The sequence below is a fragment of the Oerskovia sp. USHLN155 genome, assembly GCF_037145535.1.
In the GTDB taxonomy this organism is placed as follows: domain Bacteria; phylum Actinomycetota; class Actinomycetes; order Actinomycetales; family Cellulomonadaceae; genus Oerskovia; species Oerskovia rustica.
Genome location: NZ_JBBCXG010000007.1, coordinates 1 through 23,355, shown reverse-complemented (window position 1 = coordinate 23,355; position 23,355 = coordinate 1). Strand labels below are relative to the sequence as shown.

28 protein-coding genes and 1 pseudogene are annotated in these 23,355 nt (G+C 71.9%); 4 read left to right on the top strand and 25 right to left on the bottom strand.

Features of this window, described 5'->3' with window-relative positions:
- Positions 1–2 precede the first annotated feature (2 nt).
- From WFH32_RS11180 to WFH32_RS11095, 18 genes are all read right to left on the bottom strand, one after another.
- The gene (locus WFH32_RS11180; RefSeq protein WP_191796685.1) at positions 3–521 is read right to left on the bottom strand and encodes a flagellar hook assembly protein FlgD; all 519 of its coding nucleotides are present in this window, start codon (positions 519–521) and stop codon (positions 3–5) included.
- A 12-nt stretch (positions 522–533) separates the two neighbouring features.
- Positions 534–2,024 (bottom strand): flagellar hook-length control protein FliK, encoded by a 1,491-nt coding sequence (locus WFH32_RS11175; RefSeq protein ID WP_336707467.1) that lies wholly within the window; start codon positions 2,022–2,024, stop codon positions 534–536.
- A gap of 11 nt (positions 2,025–2,035) precedes the next feature.
- On the bottom strand, positions 2,036–2,800 hold the full coding sequence (locus WFH32_RS11170) for a C40 family peptidase (RefSeq protein ID WP_336707465.1): 765 nt from the start codon (positions 2,798–2,800) through the stop codon (positions 2,036–2,038).
- Entirely contained in the window at positions 2,797–3,234 is a 438-nt protein-coding gene (locus WFH32_RS11165; protein ID WP_138825776.1) for a flagellar export protein FliJ, read from the bottom strand. Before WFH32_RS11165 ends, WFH32_RS11170 begins: the two co-directional genes overlap by 4 nt.
- On the bottom strand, positions 3,234–4,610 hold the full coding sequence (locus tag WFH32_RS11160) for a FliI/YscN family ATPase (RefSeq protein WP_225228220.1): 1,377 nt from the start codon (positions 4,608–4,610) through the stop codon (positions 3,234–3,236). The genes WFH32_RS11165 and WFH32_RS11160 overlap by 1 nt, the downstream gene beginning before the upstream one ends.
- Positions 4,607–5,293 (bottom strand): FliH/SctL family protein, encoded by a 687-nt coding sequence (locus tag WFH32_RS11155; protein WP_191796688.1) that lies wholly within the window; start codon positions 5,291–5,293, stop codon positions 4,607–4,609. Before WFH32_RS11155 ends, WFH32_RS11160 begins: the two co-directional genes overlap by 4 nt.
- Positions 5,283–6,440 (bottom strand): flagellar motor switch protein FliG, encoded by a 1,158-nt coding sequence (fliG, locus tag WFH32_RS11150; protein WP_225228221.1) that lies wholly within the window; start codon positions 6,438–6,440, stop codon positions 5,283–5,285. The genes WFH32_RS11155 and fliG overlap by 11 nt, the downstream gene beginning before the upstream one ends.
- Positions 6,437–8,062: a flagellar basal-body MS-ring/collar protein FliF gene (gene fliF, locus WFH32_RS11145; RefSeq protein WP_191796689.1), complete on the bottom strand. Its 1,626-nt coding sequence runs from the start codon at positions 8,060–8,062 to the stop codon at positions 6,437–6,439. Before fliF ends, fliG begins: the two co-directional genes overlap by 4 nt.
- 1 nt (position 8,063) lies before the next feature.
- On the bottom strand, positions 8,064–8,405 hold the full coding sequence (gene fliE, locus WFH32_RS11140) for a flagellar hook-basal body complex protein FliE (protein ID WP_191796690.1): 342 nt from the start codon (positions 8,403–8,405) through the stop codon (positions 8,064–8,066).
- A 5-nt stretch (positions 8,406–8,410) separates the two neighbouring features.
- Positions 8,411–8,803, bottom strand: coding sequence for a flagellar basal body rod protein FlgC (locus WFH32_RS11135; RefSeq protein ID WP_138825784.1), 393 nt, complete (start codon positions 8,801–8,803; stop codon positions 8,411–8,413).
- Between the two features lies 1 nt (position 8,804).
- Positions 8,805–9,146, bottom strand: coding sequence for a flagellar basal body rod protein FlgB (locus tag WFH32_RS11130; RefSeq protein ID WP_138825786.1), 342 nt, complete (start codon positions 9,144–9,146; stop codon positions 8,805–8,807).
- Between the two features lie 244 nt (positions 9,147–9,390).
- The gene (locus WFH32_RS11125; protein ID WP_191796691.1) at positions 9,391–9,888 is read right to left on the bottom strand and encodes a hypothetical protein; all 498 of its coding nucleotides are present in this window, start codon (positions 9,886–9,888) and stop codon (positions 9,391–9,393) included.
- Positions 9,878–10,303, bottom strand: a complete 426-nt coding sequence (fliS, locus tag WFH32_RS11120; protein ID WP_191791658.1) for a flagellar export chaperone FliS — start codon at positions 10,301–10,303, stop codon at positions 9,878–9,880. Before fliS ends, WFH32_RS11125 begins: the two co-directional genes overlap by 11 nt.
- Before the next feature lie 21 nt (positions 10,304–10,324).
- Positions 10,325–11,695 carry a flagellar filament capping protein FliD gene (fliD, locus tag WFH32_RS11115; RefSeq protein ID WP_336707463.1) on the bottom strand — a complete coding sequence of 457 codons (1,371 nt, stop codon included), beginning with the start codon at positions 11,693–11,695 and terminating at the stop codon, positions 10,325–10,327.
- 119 nt (positions 11,696–11,814) lie between these two features.
- A complete protein-coding gene (locus WFH32_RS11110; RefSeq protein WP_138825794.1) occupies positions 11,815–12,678 on the bottom strand; it encodes a flagellin N-terminal helical domain-containing protein in 864 nt (287 codons plus the stop codon).
- Between the two features lie 193 nt (positions 12,679–12,871).
- Positions 12,872–13,759, bottom strand: a complete 888-nt coding sequence (locus tag WFH32_RS11105) for a flagellin N-terminal helical domain-containing protein (RefSeq protein ID WP_336707461.1) — start codon at positions 13,757–13,759, stop codon at positions 12,872–12,874.
- Between the two features lie 263 nt (positions 13,760–14,022).
- Entirely contained in the window at positions 14,023–14,877 is an 855-nt protein-coding gene (locus tag WFH32_RS11100) for a flagellin N-terminal helical domain-containing protein (protein ID WP_138825798.1), read from the bottom strand.
- A 147-nt stretch (positions 14,878–15,024) separates the two neighbouring features.
- On the bottom strand, positions 15,025–15,825 hold the full coding sequence (locus tag WFH32_RS11095) for a sigma-70 family RNA polymerase sigma factor (RefSeq protein WP_191796693.1): 801 nt from the start codon (positions 15,823–15,825) through the stop codon (positions 15,025–15,027).
- Between the two features lie 232 nt (positions 15,826–16,057).
- On the opposite strand from WFH32_RS11095, the gene WFH32_RS11090 reads away from it, so the two are divergent.
- From WFH32_RS11090 to fliW, 4 genes are all read left to right on the top strand, one after another.
- On the top strand, positions 16,058–16,546 hold the full coding sequence (locus WFH32_RS11090; protein ID WP_138825802.1) for a flagellar protein FlgN: 489 nt from the start codon (positions 16,058–16,060) through the stop codon (positions 16,544–16,546).
- A gap of 12 nt (positions 16,547–16,558) precedes the next feature.
- Complete coding sequence (flgK, locus tag WFH32_RS11085; protein ID WP_191796694.1) at positions 16,559–17,977, top strand: flagellar hook-associated protein FlgK; 1,419 nt, start codon at positions 16,559–16,561, stop codon at positions 17,975–17,977.
- A gap of 68 nt (positions 17,978–18,045) precedes the next feature.
- Positions 18,046–18,921 (top strand): flagellar hook-associated protein FlgL, encoded by an 876-nt coding sequence (flgL, locus tag WFH32_RS11080; RefSeq protein WP_318244170.1) that lies wholly within the window; start codon positions 18,046–18,048, stop codon positions 18,919–18,921.
- Positions 18,918–19,283, top strand: coding sequence for a flagellar assembly protein FliW (gene fliW, locus WFH32_RS11075; RefSeq protein ID WP_191796695.1), 366 nt, complete (start codon positions 18,918–18,920; stop codon positions 19,281–19,283). Before flgL ends, fliW begins: the two co-directional genes overlap by 4 nt.
- 127 nt (positions 19,284–19,410) lie before the next feature.
- On the opposite strand, the gene WFH32_RS11070 is transcribed toward fliW, so the two are convergent.
- From WFH32_RS11070 to WFH32_RS11040, 7 genes and pseudogenes are all read right to left on the bottom strand, one after another.
- Positions 19,411–19,896 carry a hypothetical protein gene (locus tag WFH32_RS11070; RefSeq protein WP_191796696.1) on the bottom strand — a complete coding sequence of 162 codons (486 nt, stop codon included), beginning with the start codon at positions 19,894–19,896 and terminating at the stop codon, positions 19,411–19,413.
- Positions 19,897–19,955: 59 nt separating this feature from the next.
- Positions 19,956–20,318: a response regulator gene (locus WFH32_RS11065; protein WP_191791652.1), complete on the bottom strand. Its 363-nt coding sequence runs from the start codon at positions 20,316–20,318 to the stop codon at positions 19,956–19,958.
- A complete protein-coding gene (locus WFH32_RS11060) occupies positions 20,315–20,785 on the bottom strand; it encodes a chemotaxis protein CheX (RefSeq protein WP_191796697.1) in 471 nt (156 codons plus the stop codon). Before WFH32_RS11060 ends, WFH32_RS11065 begins: the two co-directional genes overlap by 4 nt.
- Positions 20,782–21,165 carry a response regulator gene (locus tag WFH32_RS11055; RefSeq protein ID WP_138825814.1) on the bottom strand — a complete coding sequence of 128 codons (384 nt, stop codon included), beginning with the start codon at positions 21,163–21,165 and terminating at the stop codon, positions 20,782–20,784. The genes WFH32_RS11060 and WFH32_RS11055 overlap by 4 nt, the downstream gene beginning before the upstream one ends.
- Positions 21,162–21,974, bottom strand: a complete 813-nt coding sequence (locus tag WFH32_RS11050; protein ID WP_191796698.1) for a CheR family methyltransferase — start codon at positions 21,972–21,974, stop codon at positions 21,162–21,164. The genes WFH32_RS11055 and WFH32_RS11050 overlap by 4 nt, the downstream gene beginning before the upstream one ends.
- Positions 21,971–23,035, bottom strand: a complete 1,065-nt coding sequence (locus WFH32_RS11045; RefSeq protein WP_191796699.1) for a protein-glutamate methylesterase/protein-glutamine glutaminase — start codon at positions 23,033–23,035, stop codon at positions 21,971–21,973. Before WFH32_RS11045 ends, WFH32_RS11050 begins: the two co-directional genes overlap by 4 nt.
- A gap of 103 nt (positions 23,036–23,138) precedes the next feature.
- A pseudogene (locus WFH32_RS11040) lies at positions 23,139–23,355 on the bottom strand (methyl-accepting chemotaxis protein); the annotation flags it as partial.

The window sequence follows — 23,355 nt, the reverse complement described above, 5'->3', positions numbered from 1 at the left end:
GGTCAGGCGGCTGCGCCGGCCTGGCTGTCGGTTGCGCCGTCCGTGGCGGGTGGGGGTTCGGTGGCATCCGTGCTGACCGTGCCGGTGACGCCCGAGACCTTGTCGAGCGCGATGCTCTTGTCGCCGATCGTCACCGTGGGGACGGCGTCCTTGTAGGACACCGCAGTGGCGATGCCCGTGTGCTCGACGCCGTCCGCGTCGAGGTAGGACACCTCCTTGCCGAGCAGGGTGGCGGCCGCGTCGCGCATCTGCAGCGCGAACGCCTCCTGCTGTCGCACCGCGGAGTCCTCGACGAGGGTCCGCATGGCGCTGAGGGACTCCATCATGGCCAGCGACGTCGTCTGGGCGACGATCTCGCTGGTCTCCATGGAGCTGGACGGGTCCTGGTTGCGGAGCTGGGTCACGAGCAGCCCGAGGAACAGCTCGCTGTCGTACTCCTGCTTGGGGGCGCGCGCGTTCTGCGTGCGCGGGGCGGTCTCCACGGGGGCGGAGACGGGCCCGGTGACGGGGGTGACCGGCACGTCGTTCCTCTCTCAGACGAGGACGTCGAGGCGCCGGGCGGCACCCGGCGTCGTGTCGTCCACTGTCGGCTGGATGGTCTGGTCGGTGGTCGCCCCGGGGACGCCGGTCCGTGCGCCGGGTCGAGACTGCCACGGGTGCCCTTCGCCCGGGCGACCGGTGGCACCGTTCCCGGCCCCTCCGTCGCCCGCGGTGCCGTGGCCGGCCCCGGCCTGGTGGCCGGTCCCCTGCGCCGGAGCCTCCTTCGCGTCCGAGACCGACAGCGACGCCGTCGGCGCGATGCCTGCGAGGTCGCGGCGGAGCTCGGCCGCGAGAGCGCGCAGGGCCTCACGGCCCGCGTCGTGCGGGGCGAAGAGCTCGATCCGCAGCTCGCCGCCCGCGATGTGCGCCCGGACGGTCACGGGCCCCAGGTTGTCGGGGGTCACCGAGAGCGTGAGGACGTGGTCGCCGTCGCCCGCGTCGAGGAGCTGGAACACGGGGCCGGAGACCTGGGCGTGGAGCGTGGGCGCCGCCTGGGGCGTGGCAGGGGCGGGGGCGACCTGCCCGACGGCGGCGCTCACCGGGGCCTGGACCACGGGCACGGGCGCGGGGACGACCTGCACGGGCGCCGCCGTCGGCTCGGCGGCGATCTCGGTCGTCGTCCCGGCGTCCGCCGGGACACGTGCAGGAGTCGCGACGGGCGTCGTGGTGACTGCCGGGGCGGTCACCACGGGCCCCCCGGCGGGCTGCCGATACCCCTCGGACGCGCCGCCCGCTCCCCCGCCGGACGCCTGCCCGGCCGCGACGGGAGGCACGGCCGTGTCGCCGAGCGGGCCGGCGTCCGTCGGCGCTGCCTCGCCGGTCGCCGTCGAGGCACCACGCGGGGCGGCGCCCCCCGCGGCGGCCTGTCCGACGGACGCCCCAGGCTCCCCGGCGGTCGGCGCCGCGCTGCCTGCCGGTGGCACGGGCCCGGTGGCCTGCTCTTCCGGTCCGGCAGAGGACGGCCCGACGACTCCGGTCGCAGTACCGGTGTCGACGACGGCACCTGCGGTCCCCGGCAGACCGACGGGTTCCGGGAGCACGGCCGAGCCGGGCGGCGCGGACGGCGGGACCACGGCAAGCGCAGCCGGCAGCTGCCCGTCGACCACGACAGCCCCCTCGACGCCCGTCCCCTCGCCGGCACCGTCGGTCTCGTCGGTGTCCTCGCTGCCGAGGACACCGTCGGAGGCCGTACCCGTCCCGCCCTCACCGGGCACGATCCCCTCGACGAACGCTCCGGAGCTTGCCTGGCTGCCCGGGACGCCAGGTGCACCGACGCTCCCCGGGTGAGCGGCGCCGTCGGGCAGGGTGCCCACGACGCCCGGCCCCTCGCCGGGCGACGGCGTGCCTGCCTGCCCGGCGGCCTCGTCCGACGCCGCGGCGAGCGACCGGCCGAACGCGTCCGAGGAGTCCCCCGCGCCGCGGCGCGGGCCGGGCGTGGCAGGAGGGGCGAGGATGCTCGCGAGCGACGACGTGACAGCGGTCATGACGGCGCCCCTCAGCCCAGCACGCGGCGGATCGTGGTCACGGAGGCGTCCGTGACCGGCGTGATCTCGACCGTCCGGCCGGGCTTGGGCGCGTGGATCATCTGCCCGTCGCCCAGGTAGATGCCGATGTGCTTGCCACCTCGCTGGACGATGAGGTCACCGGGCTGCGCCTGCGCGAGCGAGGCGACCTCGGTGCCCTGACGCATCTGGTCCTTCGCGACCCGCGGGAGGTCGACACCGTGCGCGCCGAACACGAGCTGGACGAGACCCGAGCAGTCGAGACCACCCTCGGCCAGGCTCTCGCCGCCCCAGACGTAGGGCACGCCCAGGTACTGCTTGGCCGTGTCGAGGATCGCCCCGGCCTTGCCCGCGGCACCGGACGTGGCGCCGTTCGTGGCCGCTGCCGACGGCGTCGCGGCGGCCGCCGCGCCCGCGGAGGTCGCGCTGCCGGCCGACGTCGCACCGGCCGCGAGCGAGGAGAACAGACCCGCGAGATCGAGCGACCCCGGAGAGGCGCCGGTGCCGGCTCCGGTCCCCGTGCTGGTGCCGGTCAGCGACGACAGCAGGCTGCCGAACAGGTCCGACGACCCCTTCGCGTCCCCGGCGCCGACCGCCGCGAGCACCGACGCGAAGTCGGTCGCGCTCGCCGTGCCGGTACCCGAGGACGTGCCCGTCGTGCCCGTCGACGACGCGCCGCGCGCAGCCGTCGGGTCCTGGAGGGCCGAGATCTCGGTGCGGATCTCCCCGACGCGGGTCAGGGCCTGGGTCATGCTCATGGTCCGGTGGTCCTTCCGGTGGTCGGCCGCCACGTCGACGAGGCGACCTCGTCGAGCGTGACCTGCTCGGCGCGCCCCTCGGCGCGTGCGACGTCCTCGTCGTGGCGGTCCTCGAGCTTCTCGAGCCCGAGGCGCGCCGTCCGCGCTCCCTGGAGCCCGCTGAACGCCGCGTCGACCTCGGCCGACTTGCGGCGCGCCTCGGCCTCGAGGGCTGCGAAGAGCGCGCTCGTGGCGGCTCGCGACGCCGCGATCGCGGCGAGCGAAGCACCTGTCGTGGCGCGGTCGGGCGACGACTCGAGGTACGCCGAGAGCCCGCCCGCCTCCTCGACGGTCTGCGCGAGGTCCGCGTGGGCGCTCGCGAGACGCGCCTTGGCCGTGTCCTCCTCGAGCCGCCGCAGCCGCAGCACCCCCGCGAGCCGGAACTTCGTGCTCATCACGCCTCCCCGTCGATCAGGGCCTCGGTCAGTCGCGCGAGGCGCGACCACGTCTCCTCGGCCGGTGTGCCGTCCGTCATGGCTTGCTGGAGAAAGGCGTCGATCGCGCGCTCGTGCGTGATCGCGGCGTCCACAAGCTGGTCGGTGCCCTTCTTGTACGCCCCGATGTCGAGGATGTCCTGCGCCTTGCGGCGCGCCGCGAGGACCTTGCGCAGGGTCAGCGCGAGCGACCGCTGCTCGGGGGTCGTCACGCGTGACGCGACCCGCGAGATCGACCCGAGCGGGTCCACGGCCGGGTAGTGGCCCGAGACCGCGATGGCCCGGTCGAGCACCACGTGCCCGTCGAGGATCGAGCGCGCCTGGTCGGCGATCGGCTCGTTGTGGTCGTCGCCGTCGACCAGGACCGTGTAGATCCCCGTCACGGACCCGCGCACGCCCGTGCCCGCCCGCTCGAGCAGGTTCGCCATGAGGGAGAAGGTCGACGGCGGGTACCCGCGCGTGGCCGGGGGCTCCCCGACCGACAGACCGATCTCGCGCTGGGCCATGGACACGCGCGTCAGCGAGTCCATCATGAGCACCACGTGGGCGCCCTCGTCCCGGAAGGCCTCCGCGATCCGGGTCGCCGTGAACGCGGCCCGACGACGCATCATGGCCGGCTCGTCCGACGTCGCGACGACCACGACCGACCGCGCCAGGCCCTCGGGCCCCAGGTCGTCCTCGAGGAACTCGCGGACCTCACGACCACGCTCGCCGACGAGGGCGATGACCGACACCTCGGCGTCGGTCCCGCGCGCCACCATCGACAGCAGCGACGACTTGCCCACACCCGAGCCCGCGAACAGGCCGATGCGCTGCCCACGGCCGAGGGTCACGAGCGAGTCGAGCACGCGCACGCCCGTCTGGAGCGGCGTGTCGATGCGGGCGCGGTCCATGGCCGAGGGCGCCTCGTTGTCGACCGGGACCCGCACGTCGCTGACGATCGGGCCCAGGCCGTCGACCGGTCGCCCCAGCGCGTCGATCACGCGGCCGAACAGTCCCCGCCCCGTGGGGACGAGGATGCCCGTGCCGCTCGTGCGCACGGGCGCACCGGCGCCGACCCCCGTGAGCCTGCCGAGCGGCATGCACCGGGCCAGCCCCTCCGACGTCGCCACGACCTCGGCCGCGACGCCGTGGGGCGCCTCCCCGATGTGGACCAGGTCCCCCAGGGCGCACCGCAGTCCTGCGACCTCGACGCTCAGGCCGACGGCCGAGGACACGACACCGACCCGCTCGGGGCGGGCGGCGGCGGCCAGGTCGTCGAGCGCGGCCGGACGCCAGGGTGCCGGACCGGAGAGCGGACGGGCGGTCGCCCTGTCCATCACGTCGACCGCCGTCATGCCCCCGCCCTCCCGACCCCGGGACGCCCCGAGCTGCGACGCTCGGCGACCTCGTCGAGCCCCGTCGTGCCCGGGAGCTCCGCGACCTCGACGAGCTCCGCGAGCTCGGTCCTGGCCCGCTCGACCGCCGCCCCGACGCGGGCGTCGAGGAAGCCGTGCTCGAGGTCCGCCACGGCGTCGCCCCGGCGCAGCGTCGCGTCCGGCACGAGCACGGGCTCCCTGACCCCGGCCTCGGTGAGCAGGCGCACGTCGTCGGGGTGCAGGCGCACCTCGACGACCGCAGCCTCGGCGTTCGACGTCACCCGGGCGAGCGCGGCGTGCGCGGCCTGGGAGCGGTCCGTGAGCTGCACACCGACGATCGCCTCGGCGAGCCCCAGCGCACCGCGCAACGTGGCGTCCTGCGCGGCCTCGACGACCGGGACCGTGCGCTCGGCGAGCGCACGGGCCGCCTCGTGCAGCAGCGTGACCGTGCGCCGGATGCTCTCGACCTGCTCGGCGGCGCGGCGCGCGTGCTCCTCCTCGAGGGAGGCCCGCAGCCGGTCCATGCCCTCCTGGGCGGCGCGGGCACCCGCGGCGTACCCCGCGGCGTAGCCACGGGCGGACGCGGCCGCCTCGACCTCCTGGACCCGCGAGCTGTGCAGCACCGGCACCGCGCTCGGGACGAACGCCGACTCAGTAGACAAGCTCGTCCCCGTCCGTGCGGTGGATCGTGATCTTCTCGTCGGCCTCGAGGTCCCGGACGATGCGGACGATCTCGGCCCGCGCCTCCTCGACCTGGCTCACGCGCACGCCCCCCAGGCCCGCGATCTCCTCGTCGAGGAGCGTGCGGTTGCGCGCCGAGATGTTGGTCGTGACGGCCTCGACGACCCGTGCGGTCGTCCCCTTCATCGCGAGCGCGAGCACCGCCATCTCCACACCGCGCAGGATGATCTGGACGTCGCGCGCCTCGAACGAGGCGATGTCCTCGAACGTCAGCATGCGCGAGCGGACCTCGTCCGCCAGCGCCGGGTCGCGCGCCTCGAGGCCCTCGAGGAGAGCCTTCTCGGTCGCGACGTCCGAGCGGTTGATGATGTCGACGAGCGGCTGGACCCCGCCGATGATCTCGACCGGCTGACGCGGCGCGATGCTCGCCCCCATGCGGGCACGGAACTGGTCCGAGACGAGCTTGACCGCCTCGGGCGACGCCGTACCCATCGTGGCCAGCGCCTGGGCCACGTCGGTGCGGTACTCGTCGGCCAGGTTGGCCAGCACCGACGACGCGACCGTCGCGCTCAGGTGCGCGAGCACGAGGGCCACGGTCTGCGGGTGCTCACCGTCGAGCAGCGAGATGATCTGACCCGGCTCGGTCCCGTCGAGGTACTCGAAGGCCTTGCCCTGCATGCTCGCCACAAGGCGCTCGACGACGTCGGCGGCCTTGTCGACCCCCAGCGACGCCTCGAGCAGGCCGACCGCGAGGTCCTTGCCGCCTCGGGGACGAGGGCTGCCGGACAGCGCCATGTCGTAGAACTCGTCGAGGGCCGCGACCGCGAGGTCCGGGTCGACGACCTGCGTCCGCATGATCTCCGCGGCGACCTCGCCCGTCTCCTCCTCGGAGAACAGCGACATGACCGTGGCGGCGCGGTCCTGGCTCATCTGCATGAGCACGAGCGCGACCTTCTGGACACCGGACATGCCGGCGATCCGGCGCAGGGTCTCGACCGGGAGGCGTGACTCCCCGGAGTCGGGGGCGTCGATCGTGATCGTCTGCGTGACGCTCGCCGCGGGGGCACCCGGGGTACCCGTCGGTGCGTCCTGCACGCCGGTACCGGGCGCGTTCGTCGTGACGGTCATCGCCGCACCGCCCTGTCCTCGGCGAGGAGCACCCGCAGGTACTCGGCCGTCTTGTCCGGGTCGGCCCCGGCGAGCGCGTCCACCTCGGCCCGACGCTGGTCCAGGCTCGAGAAGCGGGGCGTCGGCGGCTGGATCTCCGGGCGCGTAGGCACCGGCTCCAGCAGCCCGTCACCGTCGTCCCGGCCACCGTGCATCGGCCCGAACTCGTCGAGACCGTCGCCCACGGGGCGCAGCTCGAGGTCGGCGATGTCGACCGTCTCGCGACGCTCACGGCGGCGACGGGCCCGCGACCAGACCACGAGGCCCAGGACGAGGAGCAGCAGGATGCCCGCGACGACCGCTCCGGTCCGCAGCATCTGGCCCTGCTTCTCGGCGGCGGCCGCTGCCTCGGCAGCGGCGAGCGCGGCCTGGGCGGCGTCGGCAGCCCCCGTGTCGAACACGAGCCGCTCGACCTCGACCACGTCCCCGCGGTCCGGGTTGATGCCGGCCGCGGCCGCCACGAGGCTCGTGATCGCCGCGGTGTTGCCCGCGCCGGCCGCGTCGGCGTTGAGCGCGACCGACACCGTCTGACGGGTCAGGGCGCCTGCGGGCCGCGTCGTCGTCTCCGTGGTCTTGTCGACCGCGTTGTTGCGCGTCGCGTCCTGGGACGTGTAGGTGCTGTCTCCGCTCCCGCCGTTCGGGACCGCGATGTTGTCCGGCCCCAGCACGCCTGCCCCGCCTCCGCCGGTGCCGGAGTACTCCTCGGTCGTGGTCGACTCGTTGAGCACCGGTCCGTTCTCGGGAGCGGTGAACTTCTCCTCGAGACGCTCCGAGCTCGACACGTCCATCTCGGCCGTCACCGCGACGGTGGAGTTCCCCGCACCGACGACGCGGTCGAGCATGGCCTGCACCGCCCGGGCCGTGCGCTCCTCGTACTCCGAGCTCTGCTTGCCGGACGACCGGGTGCCCACGCCGACCTCCGAGAGGACGGCGCCGCTCTGGTCCACGACGGCGACGTCGGTGGGCGACATGCCGTCGATCGAGGCCGACACCAGGTGCACCATGGCCTCGACCTGCTCCGGTGCCAGCGACTTGCCGCGAGCCGGGGCGACGAACACCGACGCTGTCGGGGTGCCCTTCTCCGCGGCGAAGACCGTGGCCTCCGGGATGGCGAGCTGCACGGTCGCGGTCGAGACGTTGTCCATGGCGCCGATCGTGCGCGCCAGCTCGCCCTCGAGCGCACGCTTGTACGTCACGTCCTGCTGGAACTCGCTCGACGTCACGCCCATCTCGTCGAGCAGCGAGTACCCGCCGGTCGACTCGTCGGCCGGCAGCCCCGCCGCGGCGGCGGCGAGCCGCTGCTCGTAGACCTGCTCCTCGGGCACGAGCACCGTCGCTCCGCCGTCGGTCAGCTGGTAGGGGACGCCCTGCGACCTGAGCTGGTCCACGATCGCCGAGGCGTCCGCGCTCGACATGCCCGAGTACAGGGGCGTGAAGCTGGGGCGCGACACCCAGGACACGAGACCGACCACGGCGACCACGAGGATCGCGAGGGCGAGGACCGCGAGCGTGCGCTGCGCGATCGTGAAGTCGCGGACGGCGCCGAACGCGCGCCCGAACGACGACTTGATCTTCTCCGGCATGTCAGGCCTGCATCCTCATGATCTCGTTGAACGCGTCGACCGCCTTGTTGCGCACGGTGGCGACGAGCTCGAGGGTGGTAGCGGCACGCGTCGAGGCGATCGTCGCCTGGTGGATGTCGGCCAGGTCGCCCGACACCGCGGCGATCGTCAGCTCGTTGGAGGCGGCCTGCAGCTGCTGGGTGTTGTCGACCGCGCCACCGAGGACCTCGGCGAACGCGCTCGCGCCCACCTGCCCCGTGGACGCGGTGGCGGCGGAGGGCGACAGGCCTGACAGGGCCGACGCAGCCTCGGCACCCGACAGGTAGCCGGTCGCGGTCGTGGGCTCGATAGGAGACACAGGCATGGGGCTCACTTCCCGATCTGGAGGGCTGCTTCGTAGGCCGTCTTGGCCCGGTCGACGACCGCCGCGTTCGCCTGGTACCCGCGCTGGGCCAGGATGAGGCTGCCCATCTGCTCGGACATGTCGATGTCCGGGTAGCGCACGTACCCGTCCTCGTCGGCGAGCGGATGGTCCGGCTCGTACGTGACGCGCCCTTCCTCGCTGCCCCAGGCGGCGCCCGCGACGAACGCGCCGGGGGTGTCGTTGCCACCCTCCTGCACGGTCACGTAGCGGGCGCGGAACGCGGCGTCGTCGGTCGACGTCACGGTGTTCACGTTGGAGAGGTTGTCGGCGACCGCGTCGAGCCACTTGCGGTGCACGGTCAGGCCGGTGCTGGCGATGCCGATCGCGTCGAACGTCATCTCAGCTCGTCCTCATCGCCGCGCGCAGCGAGGCCGCCTCGCCGCCGACAGCCTGCGTCGCGAACTGGTAGCGCAGCACGGTGTCGATGTTGGAGAGCGTCTCGGTGTCGAGGTTGACGTTCGAGCCGTTGAGCTGGGTGGGTTCGAGCGAGCGCGACACGCTGAACGCGACGCGCCCCTCGCCCGAGGCGACGGAGGAGGCCAGCGCCTGCTCGAACTGGACCCGCTTCGCGGTGTACCCGGGGGTGTTGATGTTGGCGACGTTCTCCGCGATCACACGCTGACGGGCGGAGAGCCCGTCGAGCGCGCTCTGGAGCGCCAAGGAGGTGACGGAGTCGAACACGATCGCGGTATCCCCACGTCGGAGGTGTCGGCCGTCCCATGGCCTACGGGGTGAGTCGTCCGTGCTCACCGTGATCTCTCGGCCGCAGGGCGGCCGTCGTGCGTCGCGTGCCCTGCCCCGGGTCGGGGGCGAAGGGATGCGTCGTCGTGTCACTTCGAGCCCTATGCAGGGCTGCGGGGAGTCAGCCGTCGTCCGCCGCGAGGGGCGTGCGCGGCGCCGCCAGGCGCGCGCGGAACGGAGCGGGTCAGGCCTCGACGTCGAGGTAGGCGGCGACCGGCGCGTCGTGCACGGTCGGCACGGCGGACAGCGCTCGCGCGTGCCGACGGTTCTCCGCGACGGCGTCGTGCAGGTGGTCGACGATGTGCGCATGGCCCGCCAGGACCTCGAGCGCGCGGTCCACCAGGCTCGCCGGCAGGCGCCCCAGGTCGGTCGGCGGGGTCCAGCGGACGAGCCTGTCCATCACCTCGGCGCCGGCGTCGGGACCAGCCCCCGCCGACATCGCGGCGAGGTCGTCCAGGACGCGGGACCAGGCGGCGTGCGGGTCCGCGACAGCGTCGGTGGCACCCTGCGGGTCGAGGGCTCGGTGACGGTCGAGGGCGGCGTCCGGCTCCGGAGCGACCGACGGTTCGGACGCGTCCGCGAGGGCCGGCGAGCCCTGCACCCGCGAGGGCTCCTGCAGCTCCCACGCTGCCGGCGCCGCCGTCCCGGGCCGGGCTGTCACGAGCTGCGAGTCAGGCGACACCGGACACACCGCCCGTGCGGACGGACGAGGTGCTGTCGTGCCCCGCAGGGAGCACCTCGGCGGCCTGGCGCCACGTCTCCTGCAGCGGCAGGACGAGCTCGAGCACCTCGTGCGTGCGCGCGATGTCCCGGTGGACGTTCGCCGCGACCAGCGCCTCGTGCACGTAGACGTACACGGCGAGGAGGTCCTCGCCGCCGTCCCAGACGGAGGTGTCGAGCGAGCCCATGAGCTCCGCGACGATCGCCTGCGCGTGCAGGAGCTGCTCGGAGGCGGCCGTCCAGCGCTCCTCGCCCTGCGCGACCTCGGCCCGGCGCAGGTCGAGCACCAGCCGGTCGTAGAGCATGGTCAGCAGACGCGCCGGCGACGCGGTGAGGATGGCGTCGCGCCCGTAGGCGCTCTGGGCGAGGTTGGTCACGGGGTTTCCTTCGCGGGAGGGTCAGCGCTTGGACGGGTTCAGGGCGTTGAGCTGTCCTGTGAGCCACTGCTGCTGGGAGTCGAGCTTCGCGAGCTGCACCTCCATCGAGGTGAACTGCGCGCTGAGCCGGTTGTAGCGCTGCTCGAGCCGGGTGTCCCACCGGACGATCTGCTCGTCCATCCGCTTCGCGTTGGTCTCACGGTTCTGGATCGAGGTGGTCAGCTGGCCGTCGTACTTGTCCGACAGCGACTCGGCGGCCTCCTGGACACGGGCCGCGACCTTGTTGAACGTGGCCGTGACCTTGTTCGGGTCCGCCGCCAGGGCTGCGTCGAGCTTCTCGGCGTTGAACACGACCTCGCCGGTGCGCGTGATCTCGATGCCGATCGCGGACAGCGACTCGCCGTCGATCGGGTAGGACGCGGCGTCGGTCAGCGTCTGGCGCGCGTTGCGCACGACGGACTCGCCGGCCAGCGTCGCGCCCGACGTCGATCCGTCGGCCGCGATCGTGACCTTGGTCAGCGCGGCCATGCGGGACAGGATCGACTGGACCGAGTCGACGAAGCCCTTGACCGTGGCGGTCCGCGCCTCGGTGTCCTCGTTGACCGTGATGGTCACCGGGTTGGCGGAGGCCTTGGCGACCGTGACGTCCACCCCCGGGAGCAGGTCGGTGAAGACCGCCGTGGACGACGTCACGGTCTGCTCGGCGGGCGTCCCTGCCCACAGGCGCACCTTCGAGTCGGCGGCGGCGGTCACGGTCGCGGCCCCCGGGGCCGTGAGGAGGTTGGTCGCGGTGCCGCCGTCCACCTCGGCCGCAGTGCCGGCGTGGAACGAGAACGCGTTCTCGGCACCGGTCTCGGTCGACGTGAGCTGGAGGCGGAAGAGCTTCTCGCCCGTACCGGGGTCGGTGCCTGCGGACACCTTGACGGCCCGGACGCCCGTGTCCGACCCGTTGAGGGCCGCGACGACGTCGTCGAGGGAGGTCGAGGCCGCCGTGACCTCGGTGTGCGCGCCCTTGGCGTCGGTGATCGTGAACTTCGTGCCGGGGGCCGTGCTCATGGCCCCGGTCACGGACTTCTGGCCCGCGGCGACGGAGTCGACGACGAGGTCGATCGTGCCCGCGCCGGCCGCCGGCTTGGCCGTCACCGCGACGGCGTCCGACGAGCTCGTCGCCTTGAACTGGGCGAGGGCGTTGGGGGACGTGAGGTCCTTGGCAGACTTCGCGAGCGCGGCGATGCGCGTGTTGAGGTCCTGGAGCGCGGTGATCTCCGTGCGCTGGAGCTTGACCTTGGCCTGGAGGTTGAGCTGGGGGATCGATTCGACCTTCATGAGGTCCGCCACCAGCGCCTTGACGTCGAGCCCGCTCGACGTGAGACCGGAGAGAGTGATGCCCACGGGAAATGCCTCCAGGACGTTGGGTCGGCTGGGTCAGCCAGGGTCAGGTCGGTGAGGGAAGAGCACCCGACGGGCGGCGACCTGTGCGGACGCCGCCGCCCGTCGGGTGGCTGTCAGTCTCAGCCGAGGAGCTGCAGGACTCCGGCGTTGGACTGGTTGGCCTGGGCCAGCATCGCGGTACCGGCCTGGGACAGGATGTTGGTGCGCGAGTAGTTCATCATCTCCTTGGCCATGTCGACGTCGCGGATGCGCGACTCCGCCGAGGTCAGGTTCTCCGCGGCGACGTTGATGTTGGAGATCGCGTACTCCAGACGGTTCTGCGTCGCACCGAAGTTCGAACGAGCCGTCGACACGGCCTTGAGCGCCGTGTCGATCGTCTCGATCGACGTACGGGCGTTCGTGGCGTCCACGACGTTCAGCGCGGTGCCGCCGGCGCCGCCCGCGTCGTCGTACACCGTGTCCTTGATGATGTCCTGCAGGTTGTTGGCTGCGAGGGCGATGGTGATGGTGTTGCCGCTGCCGGCGCCCTCCGCGCTGACCTGGACCGTGAGGTCCGCGGCCGTGTCGGTGAGCAGGTTGATGCCGTTGAAGTTCGTCGAGTCGACGACGCGGTTGAGCTCGTTCGCGAGCTCGTCGAGCTCCGAGCTGATCGCGGTACGTGCGTCGGCGTTGTTCGTGTCCGAGGACGCCTGAACCGCGAGGTCACGCATACGCTGCAGGATCGACTGGGCCTCGCCCAGCGCACCTTCAGCAGCCTGCACGACGCTGATGCCGTCCTGCGCGTTACGAGCAGCGACCGAGTAGCCGTTGACCTGAGCCTTGAGGCCCTCCGCGATCGACAGACCCGCGGCGTCGTCGGCCGCACGGTTGATACGAAGACCCGACGACAGCTTCTCGAGCGACTTGCTCTGGCTGTTCTGCGTGTTCGTCAGGTTACGGAACGTGTTCAGTGCAGAGACGTTCGTGTTGACGCTGAAGCCCATGATGAGTCCTCCGTGAGACGGGCGAGAAGAATGGTCCCCCAGCCCATCCATGGGCCGGTCACCCACCACTCTCGGCAGGGCCCCCGGCTTCGTGGGGGGTGAGTTCCGGACGCACGACGGCGCCGCACCGGTTCTCCGGTGCGGCGCCGTCGTCGGCAGGCCCCCTCAGGGGCCCGTCGGGTGGCTGTCAGTCTCAGCCGAGGAGCTGCAGGACTCCGGCGTTGGACTGGTTGGCCTGGGCCAGCATCGCGGTACCGGCCTGGGACAGGATGTTGGTGCGCGAGTAGTTCATCATCTCCTTGGCCATGTCGACGTCGCGGATGCGCGACTCCGCCGAGGTCAGGTTCTCCGCGGCGACGTTGATGTTGGAGATCGCGTACTCCAGACGGTTCTGCGTCGCACCGAAGTTCGAACGAGCCGTCGACACAGCCTTGAGCGCCGTGTCGATCGTCTCGATCGACGTACGGGCGTTGGCCCCGGTGTCGACGGTCAGGCCGGTCCCGGGGGCGGTGCCTGCAGCGGCGCCCGTGGCGAAGAAGATGCTCCCTGCTGCGTCCCCGAGGATCGTCTCGAGGTCGTTGGCTGCGAGGGCGATGGTGATGGTGTTGCCACCACCGGCCACGCCCTCGGCCCCGACCTGGACCGTGAGGTCCGTGGCCGCTGCCGTCAGCAGGTTGATGCCGTTGAAGTTCGTCGAGTCGACGACGCGGGTGAGCTCGTTCGCGAGCTCGTCGAGCTCGGACTTGATCGCCGTGCGGGCGTCGGCGTTGTTCGTGTCCGAGGACGCCTGAACCGCGAGGTCACGCATACGCTGCAGGATCGACTGGGACTCGCCCAGCGCACCTTCAGCAGCCTGCACGACACTGATGCCGTCCTGCGCGTTACGAGCAGCGACCGAGTAGCCGTTGACCTGAGCCTTGAGGCCCTCCGCGATCGACAGACCCGCGGCGTCGTCGGCCGCACGGTTGATACGAAGACCCGACGACAGCTTCTCGAGCGACTTGCTCTGGCTGTTCTGCGTGTTCGTCAGGTTACGGAACGTGTTCAGTGCAGAGACGTTCGTGTTGACGCTGAAGCCCATGATGAGTCCTCCGTGAGACGGGCGAGAAGAATGGTCCCCCAGCCCATCCATGGGCCGGTCATCCACCACTGTCGGCATCGCGGGCACCGGCGTGAGCGGGGATCGGGTGAATCGGTGCCGGCCCCGGTGCCTGGCTCCCGGCACGCACGTCGGCGGAGGCCCACCGTGGCCGTCCCGGGATGCACGACGGCGCCGCACCGGTCCTCCGGTGCGGCGCCGTCGTCGGCAGGTCCCCTCAGGGCGACCGCCAGTGGCTGTCAGTCTCAGCCGAGGAGCTGCAGGACTCCGGCGTTGGACTGGTTGGCCTGGGCCAGCATCGCGGTACCGGCCTGGGACAGGATGTTGGTGCGCGAGTAGTTCATCATCTCCTTGGCCATGTCGACGTCGCGGATGCGCGACTCCGCCGAGGTCAGGTTCTCCGCGGCGACGTTGATGTTGGAGATCGCGTACTCCAGACGGTTCTGCGTCGCACCGAAGTTCGAACGAGCCGTCGACACAGCCTTGAGCGCCGTGTCGATCGTCTCGATCGCGGCCTGACCGTTCGCCGCCGTGGCGACCGTCAGCGACGACCCACCACCGGCGGCGGAGATCCCGGCCCCGATGATGGTCTCGAGGTCGTTCGCCGCGAGGGCGATGGTGATGGTGTTGCCGCTGCCGGCACCCTCCGCGCCGACCTGGACCGTGAGGTCCGTCGCCGCGGCGGTGAGCAGGTTGATGCCGTTGAAGTTCGTCGACTGCACGACGCGGGTGAGCTCGTTCGCGAGCTCGTCGAGCTCGGACTTGATCGCCGTGCGGGCGTCGGCGTTGTTCGTGTCCGAGGACGCCTGAACCGCGAGGTCACGCATACGCTGCAGGATCGACTGGGACTCGCCCAGCGCACCTTCAGCAGCCTGCACGACGCTGATGCCGTCCTGCGCGTTACGAGCAGCGACCGAGTAGCCGTTGACCTGAGCCTTGAGGCCCTCCGCGATCGACAGACCCGCGGCGTCGTCGGCCGCACGGTTGATACGAAGACCCGACGACAGCTTCTCGAGCGACTTGCTCTGGCTGTTCTGCGTGTTCGTCAGGTTACGGAACGTGTTCAGTGCAGAGACGTTCGTGTTGACGCTGAAGCCCATGATGAGTCCTCCGTGAGACGGGCGAGAAAGATGGTCCCCCAGCCCATCCATGGGCCGGTCGACCACGACTGTCGGCACGGATCACGTCGTCGTCTGGCACCGAGCGGGTGAGATCTGGTCGCGGGCCGGCGCCCGGCGACCCTGAGGTCAGGAGGCCGCGGGGGTCGACCAGGCGGCACGGCGGGTCGCGCCACCCGCGACCCTGTCCCCCACGTCGGCCAGGTACTCACGACGCCGCGCGGACAGCGGCGCCGTCGAGCCCCGCGACTCCCGGTCGGAGTAGTGCGCCTCGAGCCCCTCACGCAGCAGGCGGACCGCCTCGATCCTCGCGTGCGAGACCGTCGAGTGCCCGATGCCGAGCTCCTCGGCGAGAGCGCCGACGGTGCGGCCTGCGAAGTAGACCTCCTCCACGATGTACCGCAGCTGCTCGGGCAGGGCCGCGACGGCCTCGCGCACGACGTGCCGCTCCTCGGTCGCGAGCACCTGCTCCTCGGGGCTCGGCGCATCGAGGACCACGTGCTCGTACATCGTGTCGTCGACCGCGACGATCGAGCGGCCGGCGTCGTCGCGGATCGCCCGGACGTCCGCGACCACGACGCCCATGGCCTCGGCGACCTGGACGTCGGTCGGCTCCCGGCCCAACGACGCCGTCAGCGCGGCCTCGACCGCGGTGAGCTCCTTGATCCGCTTGCGCGCCGACCGGGGCGCCCAGTCCTGGGACCGCAGCTCGTCCGAGAGGGCACCGACGATGCGGCGTCGGGCGTACGCACCGAAGGGCACCCCGCGGGCCGGGTCGTACGCCGTCGCGGCCGTCGTCAGCGCGATCGCCCCCACCGACGCGAGGTCCTCCCGCGAGAGGTGGTCCGCTCGGGCGCACAGGTCGGACACGAGGAAGCCGACGAGGGCAAGGTTGTCGACGACGAGAGCATTGCGCTCGGAGAGGTTCACGCCGAAGCACCTTTCTGCTGGGCATCTGCTGGGCACCCTGCGTCGCACCGCCCCGAGAGGGCACCGGGGAGGACGCTGCGAGGTACGCGGTGGCGACCGCGTCAAGGACTCCCATGCGGATCGGTCGACGATCAGTCGCCACATCCGCGCCGCAGCGACCGACAGTGGTCTCCGAGCGGGCCTCGCGGCCCGCCGTCCCGACCGACCACGCCGCACGTAAGGGAGAGCCGCATTGGGCCCTCAGGAGCTGTCGACCCTGTTGTGGCGAGAGCGTGAGCTGCTGGAGATGCTGCTCTTCAAGCTCGAGGAGGAGCAGCTGCTCCTCACGGCCGGCCGCACCCGCTGGCTCGCGCACGCCAACCGTGAGGTCGAGACCGTCATGGAGAAGGTGCGCGAGGCGACCCTCGTGCGCACCGTCGCCTCCGAGACGGTCGCCTCGTCCTGGGGGCTGTCCCCCGACGCGACGCTGCGTGAGATCGCGGCGGCCGCGCAGAGCACCGGACCGTGGCGCGAGATCTTCGAGGGGCACCTCGCCGGCCTGACCGAGCTGACGGTGCGCATCAAGACGGTCCGGGACACCAACACCCAGATCGTCAACCACGCCTCACGCTCGACGCAGGAGACCCTCGCGACGCTCGGCGGTGAGGCGCGGACCTACGACGCGACCGGCGCCGCCACGGCGCAGTCCGCCGTCGCCCGCCTCTTCGACACGATCCTGTAAGGAACCGCGCCCATGAGCTCGTTCGCCATCCTCAACACCGCCCGCCAGGGCCTGAACGCCGCCCAGGCCGGTATCGACGTGACCGGTCAGAACGTGGCCAACCTCAACACCAACGGCTACACGCGTCAGCGCATCCAGCAGTCGTCCGTCTCCCCGCTGGCCGAGATGGGCCTGGCGCGCTTCGCCCAGCCCGTGCGCAACGGCCAGGGCGTGAGCATCGACGGCGTCGCCCGTCTCGGGAACCTCTTCCTCGAGTCCCGCGTGCGGCAGACCGCGTCGAACGAGGGGTACTCCGTGGTGCGCGCCACGGCCTTCAACGCGGTCGAGGACATCCACGGCGAGCCCTCGGACACGGGGATGTCCGCGACCCTGCAGTCGTTCTGGAGCGGTTGGCAGGACGTCGCGAACGCCCCCGGCAAGGAGGCCCAGGCGCGCGTGGTCATCGAGCGCGCGGTGGGCATCGTCGACCGGCTCGTCGCGGGGCGCGCCGAGGTCGCCGGGCAGTGGCAGCAGTCCCGCACGAGCGCGACCTCCCTCGTCTCGGAGGTCAACGCGATGGCGGACAAGGTCGCGGCGCTCAACGCACAGATCCGCGACGCCGCAGGCCAGGGTGTCTCGACCAACGAGCTCGTGGACCACCGGAACCAGGTGACGGCCTCGCTCGCACAGGTCGCCGGCGCCCAGGCCAGCATGAACCCGGACGGCACGGTCAGCGTCCTGCTGGGCGGCAACCTGCTCGTCGACGGCACCACGACCAACCCGGTCAAGCTGGCGGGCTCGCAGTCGATGGACGGCGTGACCACGGACCCTGTCCGCCTCGAGTGGGCGCACCGCGCCGGGGCGCAGGTCGCCCTCGAGGGCGGAGACCTCGCAGGGCACCTGTCCGCCCTGGCACCCGCTTCGTCCGGTGGCGTGTACGCCCAGGCCGCGGCGGGCTACGACACCCTCGCCTCGACGATCGCCGCCCAGGTCAACGCGCTCCACACGACGGCCCAGACGACGACGGGCGCGCCGGGAGGCCCCTTCTTCGTCTTCGACGCGGGCAAGCCCCCGGCGTCGGGCATCAAGGTCGCGGTCACCGACCCCTCGCAGGTCGCTGCGAGCGGCGGCGGCGGCGCGCTCGACGGATCCGTCGCGGACAAGATCGCCCGACTCGGCGTCGCGTCCGACGGTCCCGACGCCGGCTGGTCCGCACACGTCGCGACGATCGCCGTGAAGTCGAGCTCGGCGACGTACGACGCGAAGCTCGCGACCATCGCGTCCACCGCGGCGTTCTCCGACCTGCTGTCCAACTCGGCCGTCTCGCTCGACGAGGAGACCGTGAACCTCGTCCAGTACCAGCACGCCTACCAGGGGGCCGCGCGTGTCCTCACCGCGGTCGACGAGATGCTCGACCAGCTCATCAACCGCACGGGCCGCGTCGGCCTGTGACCCACCCGAACCGTCCGCCGCGTCGGCCCGCCGGCCCGCCCGCCCGACCCGCCTCCTAGGGGAGAACCGTGCGCATCACCAACCAGATGCAGGCCTCGTTCGTCACACGAAGCATGCAGGCCAACCTCGCCCGGATGGCCGAGCTCCAGGAGCAGGGCACGTCCGGACGCAAGCTCGTCCGCGCGTCGAGCGACCCTTCTGCGGCGGCCGACGCCTTGTCGGTGCGCAACCAGCTCGCGACCGAGAAGCAGTACCAGCGCAACATCGAGAACGGCGACGGCTGGCTCTCGACGCTCGACTCGGCGCTCGGGTCCGTCACGGACGTCGTCCAGCGCGTGCGCGACCTCGTGATGCAGGGAGCCTCGGACACGGCGTCGCCCGACGCGCGCGAAGCCATCGCGGTCGAGCTCGACGAGCTCCGCTCCGAGCTGCTGCGCCAGTCGAACACGACCTACCTGGGGCGCAACGTGTTCGCCGGCACGTCCGACGAGGGCGTCGCGTTCCGTGACGACTACAGCTTCACCGGTGTCCCTGGCAGCAGCGTCGAGCGTCGTATCGGTGCCGACTCGACCGTCCAGGTCGACATCGACGGGGCCGCGGTCTTCGGCACCGGAGCGGGATCGGTCTTCGCCCTCCTCGACACGGTCGTGGCCGACCTGCGGACGGGCACGAACGTCCGGGGCCACCTCGCAGCCGTGGACTCCCGGCTGTCCGCCGTCCTGACCCAGCACACCACCGTCGGTGCACGGCAGAACCAGCTCGAACGTGCCACGGACACCAACGCCGACTCTCAGCTCGCGCTCAAGACGCAGCGCGCCGGGATCGAGGACGCCGACATCGCCGAGATCGCGATCGACCTCCAGCTCAAGCAGGTCGCCTACCAGGCGACGCTGAGCATCGGGTCCAACCTCCTGCAGCCCACTCTCATGGACTATCTCCGATGACCACCATCACCTTCGTGACCCCGCCCCCGGGCCTCACCGCGCGCCGCTTCGAGCTGCTCGACGAGCAGGCCGAAGGCGTCTACACGCTCGCGGCTCTCGACGTCCCCGGCGTCGAGCTCCTCGTCGTCGACCCGGGCCGCTGGGTGCCCGACTACGCCCCCGCGATCCCGGCGGGCGACCTCGCGCTCATCGGAGCGTCCGACCAGGACCCCGTGGTCCTCGTGGTCGCGAGCGCACGCGCCGGGGTCGTGAGCGTCAACCTCATGGCCCCGGTCCTGGTACACCCGGACACCGGTGCCGCGATCCAGACGATCCTCGACGGCCAGGGACTGGACCTGCGGCGAGAGCTCGTCCCGGCCTGACCACCGTCCCCCGCCGCACCGGGTGCGCTGCTCCACGCAGGCCCGCTCGACGCAGTGCTCGACGCACGAAGGAAGGCCCGTCCGGGGAACCGGACGGGCCTTCCTTCGTGCGTCGAGCCGTGGAGGACTACCGCAGGACGACCGTGAAGGCTCCTCCGCCGTAGCCCGCGACCTCCACCTCGGCGTCGAGCCGACGACCCGTGCTGCGCAGGAACGACACGGCGGTGCCCGGCAGGGCGGCCCGCGTCGAGTCGAACACGTCGGCGAGCACCAGGTGCGGGGCATCCTGCGTGTTGAAGAGCCCGGCCGTGACGTTGAGGACCTCCGAGACGTTCTCGAGCAGCACGTCGCTGAGCCTCCCGTCCGCCGCGGCGTCCTTCGCCGGTCCGGGCGGCATGAGGCCGATCGACGCGCCGAGGTACGCGCCCAGGGGGACGTCGACCGCGACCACGGCCTCGACCTGGCCGCGGTTGCTCAGGTAGGTGGCCACGACGAGTCCCTTCGTCTCGGGCGTCATGAGCCGGCCGGCCGGCACGGCCGTGCACGCACGGCCGACCAGGCCCGCGTACAGGTCCTTGATCTCCTTGAGCTGGGGCAGGGGCGTGGTGGTCACGAGTGGGGTCCTCCGGGGTCTCTCGGTGGGTGGTGCGCTGGGGGTGCGCGTGGATGAGGTCAGCGGAAGTGCGGACGCAACGCCGACTCGAACGTGCCGGCGTCGAAGGGCTTGGCGATGAGGAACAGCGCCCCCTCGCTCTCGGCGAGCTCGCGCATCTGCGGCGAGCCCTCCGACGTGACGAAGCCGAACGGGACGCTCGAACCGCCCGCGCGCAGCGCACGCAGGAAGTCGATCCCGTTCATCTCGGGCATGTTCCAGTCCGACAGGACGAGGTCGGGCTTCTCCGCGCGGGTCAGGGCGAGCGCCTCGGCACCGTCACCGGCCTGGACGACGTCCCAGTCGCCGAAGCCCGCCTGACGCAGGGTGCGCAGGACGATCTGTCGCATGACGCGGCTGTCGTCCGCCACGAGGACTCTCACAGGTCTTCTCCGTTCGTCGAGGTCCACAGCTGGATGAGGATCGGGCCGCCCCACCAGAGCAGCGCCTGCTCGTGATCAGCCGGGCGGGAGGCTGAGGGCTCGGCGTGCTCGACGACCGGCAGCGTCAGCGACGACCCCTCGGGCATCATGGCCTTGAGGTTCCCACCGACGACGTTCGCGACCTCCCCGAGCGCGTCCTGGACGTCCTCGAGCGTCACCGGCTCGTCGTCCTCCTTGAGCAGGAGCGAGCGGGCGAGACGGTCCGCGGTCTCACGGGCCGTCACGACCAGCGTGCGCGAGACCGCCGGTCCGACGATGTCGACCCAGGCGTACAGCGGGTCGGTGATCGGCTCCTCCAGGGCCTCCATGGGCAGGAGCAACCCCGGCTCGCCGTCGACCATCGCGGTGAACAGGTCCTGCGCCATCGGGACGACGCTCTGTGCGAGCGTCGAGGTGGTGTCGGTCATGCGAGCTCCTTCTGCGGCAGCAGCCCGAGCATGTCGAGCTTCGCCTCGAGCGCATCAGGGGTGAACGGCTTGATGAGGTACTCGTGCGCCCCGGCCGCGAGGGCACGCACGATCTGGTTCTGCTCGGACTCGGTCGTGACCATCATGAGCGTGAGGTCGCGCCAGTCCCGGCGCTTGCGGACCTCCTGGACGAGCTCCAGGCCGTCCATCACGGGCATGTTCCAGTCGACGCACGCCAGGTCGAAGCGTTCACCGGCCTCGAGCAGGTCGAGCGCTGCGCGCCCGTCCCCCGCCTCGGCGATCTCGAAGCCGAGACCCTTCAACGTCGACGCGACGATGCGGCGCATCACGCGCGAGTCGTCGATCACCAGCGCTCTCATGCGCTGCCTCCTCGGAGTCGGTAGATGGAGCCGTGTGCGCCGTCGACGCGTTCCCACGCGGGATCGACACCGACGGTCGTCTCGGCGGCACCCAGGATCAGGTAGCCGCCAGGTCTCACCCGGCTACGGAGCCGGGCGAGGATCGACTGCTTGGTGGGCATGTCGAAGTAGATGAGGACGTTGCGCAGGAAGACCACGTCGAACGTCCCGACGCCCGGAGGCGGCGTGAGCAGGTTGTGCTTCTCGAACGTCAGGTTCCGGCGCAGCGCGGGGTCGACCTCCCACTCCGCGCCGGCCCGTCGGAAGTGGCGGACGAGCATCGGGGCGGGCAGCCCGCGGTTGACCTCGAGCTGGCTGTACCGGCCGCCACGGGCACGGTCGAGCACCTGCGCGTTGATGTCGGTCGCGAGGATCCGGAAGCGCTGGTGCCCCTGCTCGGCCAGGACCATCGCGATGCTGTAGGGCTCCTGGCCCGTCGAGCACGCTGCCGACCAGATCGACAGGTCGCCGTCGCCGTGGGCCGGCAGCACGACGCGTCGCAGGGCCGTGAACGGCGAGGTGTCACGGAACCAGGACGTCTCGTTGGTCGTCATGGCCTCGACCACGCGCACGATCTCGCCGCTCGAACCCGTGCGCACGTACCTCTGCACGTACTGCTCGACGGCGTCGGTCCCGTGGAGCCCCTTCTCCCGGGCCAACGGTCCGAGCCGCGACTCGACGAGATACTCCTTGCCAGGGGCGAGCTGGATCGCGCTGTGCCGGCGGACCAGGTCGCTCACGAACGAGAACGACTGGGTGGACACGGTCATGCGTGTGCTCCTTCGATCGCCGAGACGACGGCTCGGGCGAGGTGGTCGAGCGGAAGGACCTGGTGGGCGTGCCCCGCCGTGACCACGGCACCCGGCATGCCCCACACGACCGACGAGGCCTCGTCCTGGGCGACGACGTGTCCCCCGGCCCCGGTGACCGCTCCTGCGCCGTCGCGCCCGTCCGAGCCCATGCCGGTCAGGACGAGCGCGAGAAGGTCGCCACCCAGCACCTGGACCGCGGACCGGAACAGGACGTCGACCGAGGGGCGTGTGAAGTTGACGGGTGGGCCGTCCGTGACGGCGGTCGCCAGGCTGGAGCCCCGGCGCACGACCTCGAGGTGACGCCCGCCGGGCGCGAGGTAGGCGTGACCAGGCGCGAGGATCTCTCCTCCGACGGCCTCGACCACGGTCGTGGGCCCCTCACGGTCGAGCCGTTCCGCGAGCTGGCGGGTGAACACGGGCGGCATGTGCTGGACCACGAGGACCGGCACGGGCAACGGCTCACGGATCGCCGAGAAGACCCTGCGCAGCGCGTCGGGCCCCCCGGTCGAGGAGCCGACGACGACGGCACGGACCGGGCGTCGCGGCGCCGCCCTGCGCGTGGTCGGCACGGCGGCCGCGACCGCGCTGCCGGGCCCCGCCGCTGCCGGTCGACGGGCACCTGGCACGAGAGCCTTGATCTTGGGGACGAGCTCGAGCCCTACCCGTTCGAGGGCGGTCTGCACCGAGCCCGTGCCGCTGGGCTTCGTCACGTAGTCCGTCGCCCCGGCCGTGAGCGCGTCGAGCGTCGCCCCTGCTCCGCGCTCCGTGAGCGTCGAGAACATGATGACCGGCATGCGCCGGCCGGCGGCGCGCAGCGCGCGCACCGTCTCGATGCCGTCGAGCACGGGCATCTCGATGTCGAGCGTGATCAGGTCGGGCTCGAGCTGCTCGACCTTCGCGAGGGCGAGGCGTCCGTCGGCAGCGGTGCCGACGACCGTGATCTCTGGGTCCCGCTCGAGGGTCTGCGTGACGAGGCGCCGGATGACGACCGAGTCGTCGACGACGAGCACCCGGATCACGCGAGTCCTCCTGGGACGGCGGGCAGGGCCGTGCACCCGGCCGAGGACCCCTGAGGGCTCCCGGCCGGGCGCGCGGTCGACGCCTTGTGCTTCACCGGCGGGCTCAGATCCGGAACTGGGCGACGCGGGTGCGCAGCTCGACCGAGACCTGGGCAAGCTCGTCGACCGCCACGCTCATCCGCTGCATCGTCGCCGCGCTCTCCTGCGCAGCGGTCGCGATGCCGGTGATGTTGCCCGCGATCTCCGAAGCACCCGTCGCGGACTCCTGCACCCCACGAGACATCTCCGTCGTCGTCGCGGTCTGCTCCTCCACCGCCGAC